We start from the raw sequence: 14,832 nt of genomic DNA, 5'->3' as shown, positions 1-14,832 counted from the left end.
TTCAATTGATGATTTTGAGGAATTTTAGATTGATGTTGACACTAGGGAGAAGATACGAGCTGGAAGTGGCCATACGAGCTTGGGCCTCAGGGGCATTTTTTCCTTTTTTCAAATCAGAAGCATACCCCTAATTATATCCAACAAAAAAACCCTTTGCATTAAGCATTGGGCTTTACTTCAATCCCCTTGCTGCTAACTCACGATACAAAGAGGATTTACCTACATGCGTTATTGCTTCAATCTGTTTAACGGTCTTATCACCAGCTAAATACAGTTCTATAGCGTGGTTAATGCTAGGGTTTATTATTGGTATATTGCTTTGCTCTACCCATATACTTACCCTTCTGCTTTGCTATCTGTACGCCTTCCTTTTGACGTTGCTTTGTTAAGTCTCTTTCTAACTGAGCAACACCAGCCATCACAGTACGCAAAAACTCAGAGTATGGATTATTAGAGGATGTATCAAGCCATGTATCCTTTAATGATTTAATTGAAGCACCTTTACGGTTGGGACATGCCACCATCAAAATTACACTTGATACTTACACACACGTTTTACCGAGTCTACAAAAAGATGTTGCTGAAGAGTTTAGGAGGAGTTTTTTCAAGTCAATAGTTAATGAATAGTTTTGCCACCCACTCATTAAATATGCCACCCAAAAACGTATCCCACCCATTTGCCACCCAAATCGTAGAAATTGGAGGATATGGGCTGTGGCTAATCAGAGCATAAAATAACAAAAACCCTTATGGGGTAAGGGCTTTCACGTTAACTATTATGGTGATCCGGACTGGGTTCGAACCAGCGACCCCCACCCTGTCAAGTTTGACGGGTGTATAAACCGTAGTATCCTGAGATAACCGGAATTCCATGTATATCAAGGGTTTTCGGCTTCTCTTCCTGATTGTGTGAACTATTGTTACCTTTAGTTTTTTAGAGTTCGTGACCAATCTGTGACCAAGGTTTTTTATGTTCATCTGGTTTTTCTCTGTTGAATTAAACACTTATATCAAACCCCATTGATGGATGAGATCATGGGGTTTGATCATATTATTATGCCTTCACAATCTCTAGTAATTTTTCATAGTTATTGACAACATCATATTTAAGGTCTCCTTTATTAAGCTTAGCAAAATGTTTCCTTGCACACTCAATCTTAGCCTTCTCAACCTCACGTAACTCCATCGAGTCCATTGAACCTTTTGTCTCGGCAATAAAGTAAATGTGCTTCACTTGACCTTCTTTGAACACAATGGCCCAGTCCGGATTGTAGTTACCTACTGGAGTGGGGATAAAGAAGCCACGTGGAAGCTTAGCGTAAATTTGAACTTCCTGACTAGCATCCAATTCTTTTGCGAAAGCCCGTTCAATTTTGGAATCAGTAACGACATAATCGTATATGTGCTTTTCTACCGCAATCGTATTCTGACCCAGTTGCCCTTTTAATGTGTTCTTTGTAAACACATCTGTATGGAACGTATCATTAATGACATCATAGGTAATTGATTCGATGATCGTTGTCGCCTTTTGTTCATTAATCAGTTTCGAAGCACGTATAATGAACTCTTCAGGATTTTTTTGATACTGCAAAAAAGTGGCCTGTTTGATTCCCTTTAGGATGGCGACAATCGTTTTGCGTGTGAGTTTTGTTTCATCCATCAATTTCCCGATAAGGTCATACTTGATTTTTGATGACGCAGACCCTTGTATACTCTCCATTTGTGTATCACGAACAACAAAGGCCTCTCCTTGCATTAGATGACCTCTAGACTGAATATCAACCATCTCTCCATGCTTAATGGCATAGCTTATGGATGGGACATGCAGGTTTAAATCGAGTGAACTAACACATTTTTGGATTAGTTCGTTAGAATCAAACTGGACAGTGTACACCGTCTTCTTGTTGATTCGTTCCCATAATTCCTTGAACTCCTGTTTATGGAAGTTGTTGTTTACTGTAATTGATGGAATGTTGCGTTCACGTTCATTATCCATCATGTCTGATTTGCCTTCGACGTAAATTGATTTGACCAGCTCAACAAGTGATTCCTGATGAGTATTAAGTTCTTCTGGCAACTTTATGTTCTGTTGTTCCACCGCAGTAAAATATTCATCAGTCAAGTTAAATTGATCATCGACATAGCCATTCCGAATAAATGTAAACTGCAATTTATTTGCTAGCTTATCGTCAATTTTCAACTGCTCGCCTCTGTCATTCGTTAGTACCTTGTCCATGAAGAAATCGACATCGGCCTTACGAGGTCGATCAGACAATGTAGAAGCGATTTCGTTTTGAAGTTGCTTAGCAAACTGTTCATAAGATTCACTAGCTATGACAGTCAATGAATTGATCTCATGTACATCAATGCCTGGAATGCTTGAGTCCATTCGATCGCCATTTTGATTTACACATAAACGCAGACCACGCCCGACTTCTTGCCGTTTTTTGATCGTGGAGTCGCTATGTTTCAGCGTACAAATCTGGAATACATTCGGGTTATCCCAACCCTCTTTTAACGCTGAGTGAGAGAAAATAAATCGTGTAGGTTCCTCAAAGCTAAGCAGACGTTCTTTATCTCGCATTATCAAATCATAGGCATCAGCATCGTCTGAATCCGTTTCTCTTGCAGATACCTTTGGATCTACCAACCGATTAGTCTTCTTGTCTATGGAGAAGTATCCTTTATGCGTATCCTGCACTTGAATTCTATTAAGATATTGAATATACGGATCTTCCTTAAACAAAGATAGATATTCATTCAAAATAGCCATATATTCCTCTTGGAACATATCAGCGTATATTCCATTTTCCCCATCGTTATCTTTGTTATATTGACGATATCTAGCAACCTCATCAATAAAGAATAGTGAAAGTACCTTGATCCCTTTATGGAAAAGTACCCTCTCCTTCTCAAAATGAGATTTTATTGTCTCTCTGATCTGTATGCGTCGGAAGTGGAGTTCACTTACATCGCCTTGTACATCTCCAGCGTACAACGTAACACCATTAATAAAGCTGATGGTATTGTTTTGACCATTGATCTCTGATACCTTGTAACCTTTATATTGCTCAAGTTGGCCGGAAAGTTGGTACAGATCGTCACCTGTTCGGATTTTTTGCGATCTCTTGCTCAAACCAGATTTTGAGCGGATTTCAAATTCCAATCTGGCCACCGGAGCGTGTTTGTCGCTAACATCGATTCCTTCGAGATAAATATAGCTTTCAGAGCCTGTTGTCCCTTTTACAGATATACCTTTGACGCTGATTTTTTTGACCAGCTTCATGTTGTATGCATCTAGAGCATCTAGTCTATATACCTTGTTATAATCTTCACGATGTGTTGCAGAATAACGTAGCGTGAGCAAAGGTTTAAATAGCTTGAGGGATTCCTTTGTTTTCTTACCTTCAACCGATTGAGGCTCATCGATAATTAGGATCGGATTCGTACTTGCGATTACATCAATCGGTCTGCGTGAGTTGAAATCGTCAAGCTCCATATAGATACGTCTTGCATCCTGACCCCTTGCATTAAATGCCTGAGAGTTAATAATCATGACGTTTATTCCTGCGTCACTTGCAAACTTCTCAATGTGATGCAATTGCTTTGAGTTATAGACAAAATAGCGAGCCTTTGAGCCGTACTCCGACATGAAGTGGTCTTCTGTGATTTGAAATGTTTTTAGTACACCTTCTCTAATAGCAATAGAAGGAACAACGATAATGAACTTGCTCCAGCCGTACTTTTTATAGAGTTCAAACATTGTTCGAATGTAGGTGTAAGTTTTTCCGGTACCTGTTTCCATTTCAACCGTCAAGTTGTACTTACCTTCAAGTCGCTCTGACAGCTTGAGTCCGTTCCGTCTTTGTATCGATTGAATGTTCTCAATTACTTCTTGATCGAGTAGTTTAATGGGATTGTTCTTAAAACCATACTCGGAATCGGAACCGTAATTCGGAACAGTCAAATCTCCTACTGTTTCAACCTTCTGTCTTCTGCCCTTATCCAAAGTAAAGCGTGAAGACTCATTTGGCTGTCCATGAAAAACGTCCACAATGCTTTTTACAGCATCCAATTGAAATTGCTGGTGTTTGAATTTTATCCTCATGATTGCTCACCTACCTTACAGCACTTGGATTTCTGTGCTCGGGGAGAGCATTTTAAACAGTTCTTCAACATTGATACGGGCAGAATCGTCAGAGAAAGCACTGTCACGGAATACTACACGCAACGGTTTTTCCTCAGCGATCTTCTTTATGAGAGATTCAGATACATCCTCATCGAAACATGCAATCAAAGAGTTACCAGCTACACAGTAAATCGTTTTACCTTCGATCTGTTTTGATTCCATAGGTAGAGATAATTCTAGCCCAGTTTCCAACATGACTTGGATAAGCAAATCTTCTCCAGTTCGATCTTCTTTAATATTCGATGTCAAATCTTCAAGATTCATCTGCCCCAGTTCGTCCGGTGTGTAATACACATCCTTCATGTTACTAGAATCCACACGGTATACCCTGAAACCATAATCAATATCGGCCCCTGTTTCTTCTTTTATTTTCTTTGCGGCACGGCGGATACGTTCTTTGCCGATTTCGCATATAGTCTTATACCCTGCTTTATTTGCTTCTGAATTGGCATTAGTTTCCTCAGGAAGTTGTACCATCATATATTTACGCTTTCCGCCATCCTCAGCATTAAGTTGCATTACTGCATGGGCAGATGTCGCAGAACCTGAATAGAAATCGAGAATAATATCATCGTTTTTTGTTGCTTGGGACAATATATATTTTATTAGCCCTAATGGTTTTGGATTCTGAAATATATTTCTTCCAAACAATTGCTTAAATGCTAATGTACCTGAATCGCTAGAGAATTCATTTCCTAACCAGAACGATTTAGGTTTGACAGTCTTAATATTATCCCCGTCATTCATATAATCTTTCTGAAATATATCGTATTCATTTCTTCCAGAAACTAGACGTGCTGTAAGCAAATCCATATTTTTTTCTGCTGTATCTTTTCCCCATCTCCATCGGCCATCTGAACCATCAGAGAGTTTTGGTAAAATTTCAATACACTCTTCTGACGTTTTACTCAAACTAATAGTGTCAGAATTACTGTCGTAATAAAACGGATAGTACATCTGTGGTCTATCTTCTCTTCTGGAGCTATCCCCTCTCTTTCGTAATCCTTGAAGTCGATACCTCCCTTTTTCATCCTCTAATTTGTATTCTTCAAGATATTCTTCCGGCAAAGGTACACCGTAAGTTTCAAAATTTCCTTTTTGATATATTAATAAGGACTCATGCGCAGTTGCTATATATTTCTCATCACTTCTGCCTTTGAGATTATTAACAACTGCTACATTTGCAATGAAGTTTTTTTCTCCAAATATCTCATTACATATCTTCGACAAATTAGTTACTTCGTTATCATCTATACTTATAAAAATTACTCCATCTTCCTTCAACAAATTTCTAGCGATCTTCAACCTTGAATACATCATGGTCAACCAGTCACTATGGAAACGACCGTTTGACTCTGTATTTAGAAAAAGTCGATTATTTTCATTGTCTATCTGGCCAGACTCTTCAAGGTATTCTTCTAGTGGCTCTTTGAAGTCATCTTTATAGATGAAATCCTTGCCAGTATTATAGGGAGGGTCAATATAAATACACTTTATTTTATTTAGATACGATTCCTGCAACAGTTTCAAAACTTCGAGATTGTCACCTTCAATGTAAATGTTTTGTGTATTATCCCAGTCAACACTATCATTTTTGATAGGTCGAAGGGTTTTTTCAATTGGAGTATTAGCATTAAGAATTGCTTCTTTCTTACCCGGCCATGTCAGTTGATATCTTTCTTTTTCCCCTTCTACAAGAACATCAGACAATTCTTGTTTCAATAAATCAAAATCGATTGCTCTTGTAATTTTTCCGTTTTCATCTCTTGCCTCTGTAATTACATTGGGGAAAAATACAGCAATTTTATCTATATTTTCTTGTGTTAGATCTTTTGATCTCATTGATAGTTTATTCATGGTTTTCCTCCCATTAGTATTCAAGAAGGTGGTTCAGTTCTTTCCGTTTGCGTTGTAATTCCATATTCAGATCCACTTTACGGTTAAACTGTTTCTCACTGCGAATTTTTGCCTCTAGCCGTTGACACTCCAAAGACAACTTATTTATTTGTTCTTGGCGTTCTAGAATAGCTGTAAGCTCCATTTCCGGCTTCGCCTTAGTTTGGAGTAGGTTACGGATGATGTTCTCGTAAACGGCCTTTAAATCAAACCCTTGAATTACCTCAAATCGAAAATCATCTACTGGTTGCCATTCAGATTCATAATAAGAACGTATCACAGAACGATTATCATCTACCTGATTCCGCTCCTTATAGGCAATAGCAAGCTTAACCTGCTCATCAAATAACAAGACATGCAATATTGGATATGGTATAGCCTTATCAATATTCCGTAATAACTCGTTTGAATAAACCTTTTCCTTTAGATGGATTTCAAAGACCTGAAGCTCTTCAATATCCTCTTTCGGTTCCAAGCGAATTGTTTCTTTGGACAGCTTATGTTTCCATATAACGGACTCAACTTGGTTAGTGAACAACTCTTTCAGATGATGATTTGCTTGTAATTTCTCATAGAACTTGTTTTTAGGAATTTTTCGATTTACCAACGTACTTGATGGCAAATTAAACATCAATCAATCACCTGCTTAATCACAACAAAAGTTATCAGTTCGAAATCTTCCAATCCCTTGATCGTATCGATTAATGCAGAAGTGCCTCCCGAACTGAACAAGCTATCCAAATCACTTTCTTCCTTGACTAATACAATAGAGCGAATCGTTTCTTCTAGCAACATGGAGTAATGATCCATCTTTTTGCCGTCCTTGGTTTCCTGATTAAAACTGCGGCACGCTTCCATTATCGGCTCAGATTGACCTCTGCAAAGTGATCGGAGGATATCCAGTGTTTTCTTAACATCCATGTGATTCGAAATGACTTCACTCTCTTCGCTCATATATACCAGATAGAAAGGATGAAGTCGGTTCTGCTGGTTGGGATTTATTTCTTCATTCAAGTTACGAAGAACAAAGATGACACCGGGTTTTACACCCTTGTCCTCATCTGCGGACACGACAGTATGAAGTCCGCTTGGAACGGTATCCATCTCGCCATTTTCCTTTACATAATTCACGAGATCCATTCTGAAATCATTGAGACCAAGATCAGTGATAGAAACGCCTGTATTCATATCATCTAGATCCACAACTTCCTCCTGTAATCGGTGAAGTTGCTGTTTTCGGTACTCCAAATCGCTGGATTGGTTAAACAATACGTTGTCATCGCCTGTCGCAGTCATATCCATGATGACCATGCGATTCTCAACTCTTTGCTTCAATTGAATATACTCATCAAGTGTCATGTTCGGCCAGAAGTTCACCAACTGAATCGACTTATTCTTCGAGCCGATACGGTCAATACGTCCAAATCGTTGGATAATGCGAACAGGATTCCAGTGGATGTCGTAGTTGATAAGATAATCACTATCCTGCAAGTTCTGTCCCTCGGAAATACAATCGGAAGCAATTAGCAAATCAATTTCACCTTTTACATCAGGCATTGTCAGATGCTTTTCTTTCGAGCGAGGCGAAAAACAAGTCAACAAGGTATGAATGTCATTCCTTAGTCCAGCAGTATTCTTGTTTTCGTCACTACCGACGATTTTAGCAGTATCAATATTGTATTTTGCTTTCATATATTCAGACAGATGGGTATATAAATACGCCGCAGTATCCGTGAATGCACTAAAAATGATGACTTTACGATTGCCTGGATTTATCGGGTTCTTAATCTTATTGTCAATAATTTGTTTAAGGGCATTGAGCTTCTCATCATGTTCTGGTGTTACTTTCTGCATTTCTTGCAATAGGGAATACAGAATATCCCTGTCACTAGTCAAATCTTCTTTCCAGCGTAGAATATCCATATCGGACAGATTAATTTTAATCGTATCTCCGATGCTGAATTCATCATCCAACCAGTCATTATCGTCTAAATTGGTTTCTTCGATTTCTGTGTATCCAATAGAGTCAGACTTCCCATTGCATTCAAAGGATTCAATGCGATCAAGGGTTTGATTGAGTTTAAACAGGATCTTGGAAAGCGTCAACCTGAATGATTCTACGGAGCTCTCCAATCGCTTGAGTAGATTGACCCGCATGAGCAATTGCAAGCTTCCCTCTCGATCCATCTGTTTGAAACTACCAGTTCCACCTTTTACACTCGTATCATAAATCTCTTCGTAAAACCGTAATCTGCTCGGTTGAATGTATTTGAATGGTGCATAAATACCAAGGTTGATTCTGGACAATTCTAAGAAGATGTCGTTATACCCAATCACATCGCTTCTATCGGTCAGATTACAATATTCAGAGATAGGTTGTAACCGTTTTGGAAACTCACCAATTTCCTCCGCTTTGTAATATTTCTGTATATGTTTTCTTGATCGAGCAATGGTCAGACTATCCAGCAATTCAAAGAAATCAAAATCCAGCATGGCAAGTAGGGTTTCCGTAGTACGTTCGGTAACCTCCAACTTAGACCATTGGTTAAATGCCGACTGAGCACGCTTGAAGATATCATTAATACCTCGTTCTGTACCGAGCTTCTTATTGATTTCATCTGCGTTACCTTCATATGCAAGAGCAAGCTGGTTCCGTAGATCCATAAACTTGTTATTGACTGGGGTTGCAGATAGCATCAATACTCTCGTTTTGACGCCGCTTTTTAATACTTTCCGCATGAGCATCTGGTATCTATTTTCTTTATCCTTCTTAGCTTCATTATTACGGAAGTTGTGCGACTCATCGATAACGAGTAAATCATAGTTACCCCAATTTAGACGATCAAGAGGGATATCGTTGGATTTACCTCTCTCACGGGAAATATCCGTATGATAAAGAACATCGTATCTCAATCGGTCAGCATACAGGATGTTGTTTGTCACATTTTGTTTGTAGGTCAGCCAGTTATCCCCGAGCTTCTTAGGACAGAGTACCAGCACAGACTTATTTCGAAGCTCATAGTATTTGATTATACCTAGGGCAGTGAATGTTTTTCCAAGACCAACACTATCTGCAAGGATACAACCATTGTATTTCTCCAGTTTATTGATTGCACCGATTACTGCATCTTTTTGGAAGTGGTACAAACGATTCCAAATCACTGTCTCCTTGAAACCCGTTGCTTCATTTGGAAATATATCCTCACTAATATCTGATAGAAATTCATTAAAGATATTGTAGAGAATGACGTAGTATATGAATTCAGGTGAGTTTTCTTTGTATACAGACGAGATATGCTCTGCTACTTGCCCCGTCACATCTTCCAATTTGCTTTTATCGTTCCATAGCTGATCAAACAGATCAAAATACATTTTGGTAAACGGGGCCTCGTTGAACTTGTTTACCATTTTGGACAATGCATTCCCTTTCTCGTAGCCAAGATCGACAGTTGTAAAACCATCAATAGGCATATAAGAAATCTCTTCATCAGCAGATCTTACATTAATCAATCCTTGCATTGAGCCAGAAGTTCGGTTGGATTTGAAGGTAACTTTCTTCCTAATCCAATCACTGCATTCCTTAGCGATTGCTTTAAGTGTCATCTCGTTTTTGAGTCGTATTTCAAATTCCGTTCCGTACAAGCTTTTTTCTCGATTGAGTTTTGGAATAAAGAACTCTCGTTTTTCTTTCTTAACGCTATCAGCAATAAAAGTCGGAGAAGTAAAGATGAACCGGACTTCTTCTACCTGATTTAACTCTTTTAATAACGCTTCATAAGCATAGATAGAAAAACAGGATGCCGCTATTGACACCTTTGTTCCTTTTTTGAGCGTATGCTTTAAATCCTCACCGAGAAGCTTTTCGATGTTATTGATTATTTCCATGATCCACCCCTGGCTCGCCTATTTGTTCAGTCAATTTAACGTTCCCAACGGTAAATTATCATTATCATAAAGCCATTGCGATATTTTCAACAGGTTTACTTCTATATTTGAACCTGTTATTCCTCTTTGACATGGGTATTTGGTCTGATAAGATGAACTCATATTTGAACTGAAACTGCAAGTTGGACTTCTAAGCTAACAAAAATCTTCGAATAGACCATATCCCGCCTATCGGCGTGTAAACTGAGTAGTTATACTCTATTGGGCGTTATTTTCCTTTTTTTATTTGTTTCTCTTCCGGCTCCTCAAGCAATCGTGAAAAAAAGAAGGCAAATCAGCATAGTACTCAAAAACTGATTCGATTACGCATTGCTGGGTACGAACCTACTTATATTACCGAGGAAAATGCAAAATTGTAACACTGCAACTGAAACAGATTTAATTTTAGAAACTATCCTTAACCCATGAAATTTCTGTTGCTTATTGAAGTGCACAAGGATTTGTTGATTGGTCTGACGATGGATGAACCCAATTTGATTCTTAGGAACGCAAAGAACATCTTTGTACTCCCCATTAGCTCACATAAAAATCCGTTGTAAAACACCATATAGTGTAAAAAACTGCATATATTTTCTGGAGGCTCCACCCATCAAATATGAAAAGGGGGCCTTCCGTTTCATGCCCCACCGGGTTCCATATTGACTGTGGTCTACTGTTTGAAGGTAGATTGCAGTCTTTTTTTGTTTCTTCACATGCATGACAGCGAATATAGGAAGGTGAGAGGCTTCCAATACAGAAGGGAGGTGTTTTCAGATCAGCCTAAGCATTATTGTTACGAATGAAATAGCTGTTTCCGTGTATGGTTGTCGTCATTCATTGGCTTAAACTAATCACCTAAATCGAAGGGAATCTGTATGAAAGTAAAACTCTATGTTGCAAACCTGGCGAAGTACAATGAGGGAAAACTTGCAGGTGAATGGCTGACACTGCCATTGAGCAATGAAGAAATCGCAGAACAAATACAAGCAATACTAGGGGATGATAAGGAATACGCCATCCATGATTACGAAGCACCATTTCGCATAAACGAGTATGACAATGTGTATTCAATCAACGAAACTGCCGCTGTCATGGCTCGCTACGATAGCAGAATCGTTATTGCCTTGTGTGAATGCATGGACAATGTTGGCGAGGTTGTCCGTCTGTTGGAGAACGGTGATTACAGCGTGTATTTGAACGTGGATAATTTATGCGATGTTGCGGCAGAAATGGTTGACGAAGGTTATTTCGGTTCCGTTCCCCCATCTCTAAGCCAGTACATTGATTATGAAAAGATTGCAAGAGATTTGAAGTTCGACGGATGGTACATGCATTATGAATTGCAAGTTGCTGTACGCCCACATTCATAAGCTAAGATAATAAATTTGCTCAAGGTATTTGTGTGATCGAATATTTACAACCTACCCTGCTTGAATCAAAGTGGGTTATTTGTCGTTGTCATTTTAGTAAACATACCGTGTGATTCTGGATCAATGAAAGGAGGTGAATCGACCATGAGAGAGTTGTTAATATCCCTGGAATTAAAACATGCTGATTTGCTAGTCCGTGAACGGATGTTAAGAAATAGCAATATCAGCCACCCATTCAATGAACGTAATCTGAGGCAGATACAACGCAAAATCAGTACATTGGAAACAGATCGACATGATTGACGTTCTACAATCCGTTGAGAATGAAATCAAAAAGAGAAGGAGTGCTGAAGATGCAACAGAACAAAACGGTTCTATCAGATGAGTTGGTAATATTGTTGAATCGTCTGGCACTCAATGGGGATATTCGTATGGCAGGTCACGTACTCTATGCTTACTTCATTCGCTTTTGGAAGATTGACGATACTGCTCGCTTCTACGTTTCCAAGTATTTTGAGAAGCATTATCCTAAGCAGTTGCATCCGCAAATAAGTAAGCAAGTGAAATAAGCCTTTCTACACCTGAACGGATGTAGGAGGGCTTTTTTATGGCATGAAGGGAGGTGTATTTGATGAAGAAACGTATCGGGCTTGAGGAAAAGAGGATGTGGCTTTTAGCGACTGTTAGACAGCTACGATATGTGAAAAGACATACCAATGCTACATCCAGGCTGTATGTCCGTACACTAGCAAAGTTGGCAATGATTGAACTGAAGATTGAACATATAGAAAAACAAAAAGAGGTGCGTCCATAAAGGATCACACCAGAAAGGTAACGTTGATTTTATTGTATCGAATTGTACTTAACGACACAAGGAGGGCCTACCGCTCTCCTTATTTCATTTTTATGGAGGAATCAATCATGAACGATAGATTTGAATACAAGTCAACGCTTGCAACCATCTTTGCCCAAGTTCTCAGTGAAAAACCAGATAGCCTTACGATCAATACCTTGTTGACCAGATTCCCAACCTTGCATGACCTGCTGGATGCGACGGAAGAAGAACTACAATCCGTACACGGCATTGGCACTGTCAAAGCACAGCAAATCATATCTGCACTGGATTTGGCTCGTTGTATCAGCACAAAGATGTCTCGCCCATCTATTGTCCGGTCTGCAAGAGATATTTTTGAGCATCTCAAAATAGAGATGCAATATCTTCCCAAAGAGTATTTTGTTGTCGTTGGATTAAGTAGCAAAATGCGTATTCTCTTCAAGGAAGTTACCGCTATCGGATCACTGGATGCGGCAATAGTCCATCCAAGGGAGGTTTTCCGCCCAATGTTGAAGAGGAATGCAGATGCAGTTGCCCTCGTCCACAACCATCCATCTGGCGATTCCACTCCATCCCGAGAAGATATAGAAATAACCCGGCGACTGAAGCAGGCAGGTGAGATTCTGGGGATCAGGGTTGTCGATCACATTGTTGTCGGATTCGAGACATACTGCTCATTAGCCGAACAAGGCTATCTATAACATATAGGAGGTAGATAACTATGAGAAAGCAACCTTTCACGGGCAAGTCGCTCCATCATCACATTCTAAAAGAAGCTCAGCTTGTAGATACCTTGGATACTCTGATGACGACGGTTACACATCCTCAACAACTTACTGACCTCACCGAAGAAGATATACAACGTATCGCAGGCAATGACGCTACTGCGACGAAACAATTGCGTGCTACCCTGCAATTGGCTCATCTGTTTGCTGTTCCGCAAAGACGGCCACATTTTACTGTTCGTCTCCCCAAGGATGTTGTCCGGTATTGCCGGGAGAACATTACAAGTTGCGGCGAGAGAAACACGTTCCTGATCGGGTTAAATACCAAGAACATGATCACGACAACAGAGTGTATCCCCGAAGAGACGATGCAGAGCCTTACCACCTATCAGCGTGCCGTATTCCGTCATCTGGTCATCCATAAGTGTGCATCAGGTATCTTGGTACACCGGTATGATGATGGTGATATCCATCCGAGCCAGGAGCAGATTGGCTTGTCCAAGCAAATCGCTGAGACAGGGGATGTTGTGGGGATATCCATTTTGGATGTGCTCCATCTGACAGATTCAGACTATATCAGCTACAAAGAGCATAATTGGTTATAGGGCACAAAAATATGAGGGGATGGTGAATGTAGCTGTCCCCCCATTCAAAATGTTATGATAGTTGCATCAGATATTTACTCTTTATGCTGTCAAGTCCTTCTCCGCAAAGGATGGCGACAGTCTTTTTTTATCTACGCTTCTTTTTTCGATTTTTAAGGCAGGCAAATCGATATCGCTAAATACGATTTTATTAACCTTGAACAACTTCTTGAGGGCATTGTAATTAGCGTGATAAGCACTGCGAGAGTATTTTTTTCTGCAATGCCCTTCTCCCTCGATATAAAGCTGTGTAATGAATGCAATCAGTGAGTTTTTTTTCCGAGTATCCCAGGATTGCTGATTGATACAGTTAATCATGTTATCGAATGCTGAAGCTTTCGTTGACTTATCGACACCCAATTTTGATAGATTCTTTCTCAGCATTTGTGCAATTAGCCTCGGATTAAGCAACTCGCCTGCAATACGTGACGGACTCAGCTTTTTCATCTCGTATGATGTAAGCTCATATTCAAATCTGAGAACCCCTTGGGAGTCGGCCAAAAGCTGTTGCTTATCGTGGTAAGTTTTGTTCTGTCGAATCTCTTCGTGCTTATCATAGACCTTCATGGCTCTTTTGCCTTTTGCCCCCTTTCTCCATTCCACACCTTCGAATCGACGCCGTCCCGAATAATAGTGTGGAACCATCTTGTGACCATGTAACTCAACCTCAGACAAGACCCGAAGATAATCTGGCAACAATTTGCCAACCTTAAAGTTCTTACAAAGATGCAGTTTCTCCATCTCACTTTGTTCGATCAAGGGAACTTTGGAGAGAGGAATCTGCAATCTATCTGCAACGCAACGGCGTAATTCTTTGAAAAAACGCTTGATGTCAGCTGAAGTTACTTCGTAGACATTACTACCATAGAGGAAGCGTGGCATCGATACCTCTACCTTTAACCATGCTTCGCCCGATTTTGAAGATTCCGCATAAGTAATTCGTGGGATGGAAGCATCTTTGGAGTCGAACAACCTGTAATAGGTCATTTTGCTTTGTGGTCGTTTCTCGATCTTTGACCAAGGAATACGCCCAATCTCCTTCTTACTCAACAGAATACGCAAATCGAATTTAACTGTGTCTACCAAGGATTTCACACCTTTCTGTCCTGTTAAACTTACACTTTTACCTCTTAGAGTGTGAGTAATATGATTCACCTGTTTTTATACCAAGGCTTACTCACTGCTCGCTTGGAAAATAGAATAACACCATTTAAAACTAATATTCAAGTTTTTTGTTGCATAAAATAGA

General features: G+C 39.6%; 12 protein-coding genes and 1 pseudogene. 6 read left to right on the top strand and 7 right to left on the bottom strand.

Features of this window, described 5'->3' with window-relative positions; all coding sequences use genetic code 11:
• Nucleotides 1–172: 172 nt before the first annotated feature.
• Nucleotides 173–274, bottom strand: coding sequence for a hypothetical protein (locus tag EIZ37_RS26775; protein WP_407921159.1), 102 nt, complete (start codon nt 272–274; stop codon nt 173–175).
• Nucleotides 275–293: 19 nt separating this feature from the next.
• Nucleotides 294–524 (bottom strand): recombinase family protein, encoded by a 231-nt coding sequence (locus tag EIZ37_RS26770; protein ID WP_407921157.1) that lies wholly within the window; start codon nt 522–524, stop codon nt 294–296.
• Here EIZ37_RS26770 and EIZ37_RS26765 point away from each other — a divergent pair.
• Nucleotides 505–627, top strand: a pseudogene (locus EIZ37_RS26765) (site-specific integrase); the annotation flags it as partial. The gene EIZ37_RS26770 and the pseudogene EIZ37_RS26765 overlap by 20 nt on opposite strands.
• Before the next feature lie 427 nt (nt 628–1,054).
• Here EIZ37_RS26765 and EIZ37_RS19800 read toward each other — a convergent pair.
• Genes EIZ37_RS19800 through EIZ37_RS19785 form a run of 4 tightly spaced genes read right to left on the bottom strand, consistent with a single transcriptional unit; the run spans nt 1,055 to nt 9,970 of the window.
• On the bottom strand, nt 1,055–4,108 hold the full coding sequence (locus EIZ37_RS19800) for a type III restriction-modification system endonuclease (protein WP_134686500.1): 3,054 nt from the start codon (nt 4,106–4,108) through the stop codon (nt 1,055–1,057).
• 15 nt (nt 4,109–4,123) lie between these two features.
• A complete protein-coding gene (locus EIZ37_RS19795) occupies nt 4,124–6,046 on the bottom strand; it encodes a site-specific DNA-methyltransferase (protein WP_134686499.1) in 1,923 nt (640 codons plus the stop codon).
• Nucleotides 6,047–6,059: 13 nt separating this feature from the next.
• A complete protein-coding gene (locus EIZ37_RS19790) occupies nt 6,060–6,716 on the bottom strand; it encodes a DUF4391 domain-containing protein (RefSeq protein WP_134686498.1) in 657 nt (218 codons plus the stop codon).
• Nucleotides 6,716–9,970 (bottom strand): helicase-related protein, encoded by a 3,255-nt coding sequence (locus EIZ37_RS19785; RefSeq protein ID WP_134686497.1) that lies wholly within the window; start codon nt 9,968–9,970, stop codon nt 6,716–6,718. Before EIZ37_RS19785 ends, EIZ37_RS19790 begins: the two co-directional genes overlap by 1 nt.
• Nucleotides 9,971–10,884: 914 nt before the next feature.
• Between EIZ37_RS19785 and EIZ37_RS19780 the strand changes: the two genes are divergently transcribed.
• From EIZ37_RS19780 to EIZ37_RS19755, 5 genes are all read left to right on the top strand, one after another.
• The gene (locus EIZ37_RS19780; RefSeq protein ID WP_134686496.1) at nt 10,885–11,379 is read left to right on the top strand and encodes an antirestriction protein ArdA; all 495 of its coding nucleotides are present in this window, start codon (nt 10,885–10,887) and stop codon (nt 11,377–11,379) included.
• A 353-nt stretch (nt 11,380–11,732) separates the two neighbouring features.
• Complete coding sequence (locus EIZ37_RS19770; RefSeq protein WP_134686495.1) at nt 11,733–11,948, top strand: hypothetical protein; 216 nt, start codon at nt 11,733–11,735, stop codon at nt 11,946–11,948.
• Nucleotides 11,949–12,010: 62 nt separating this feature from the next.
• A complete protein-coding gene (locus EIZ37_RS19765; protein WP_134686494.1) occupies nt 12,011–12,193 on the top strand; it encodes a hypothetical protein in 183 nt (60 codons plus the stop codon).
• A 107-nt stretch (nt 12,194–12,300) separates the two neighbouring features.
• The gene (radC, locus tag EIZ37_RS19760; protein WP_134686493.1) at nt 12,301–12,915 is read left to right on the top strand and encodes a RadC family protein; all 615 of its coding nucleotides are present in this window, start codon (nt 12,301–12,303) and stop codon (nt 12,913–12,915) included.
• Between the two features lie 20 nt (nt 12,916–12,935).
• Nucleotides 12,936–13,544: a JAB domain-containing protein gene (locus EIZ37_RS19755; RefSeq protein ID WP_134686492.1), complete on the top strand. Its 609-nt coding sequence runs from the start codon at nt 12,936–12,938 to the stop codon at nt 13,542–13,544.
• 81 nt (nt 13,545–13,625) lie between these two features.
• On the opposite strand, the gene EIZ37_RS19750 is transcribed toward EIZ37_RS19755, so the two are convergent.
• On the bottom strand, nt 13,626–14,678 hold the full coding sequence (locus EIZ37_RS19750) for a phage/plasmid replication domain-containing protein (protein WP_167569034.1): 1,053 nt from the start codon (nt 14,676–14,678) through the stop codon (nt 13,626–13,628).
• Nucleotides 14,679–14,832: the final 154 nt, after the last annotated feature.

Source organism: Brevibacillus migulae, from assembly GCF_004521915.1.
In the GTDB taxonomy this organism is placed as follows: domain Bacteria; phylum Bacillota; class Bacilli; order Brevibacillales; family Brevibacillaceae; genus Brevibacillus_F; species Brevibacillus_F migulae.
Note: the sequence above shows the minus strand (reverse complement) of the source record. Positions and strands in the feature narration are given on the sequence as shown.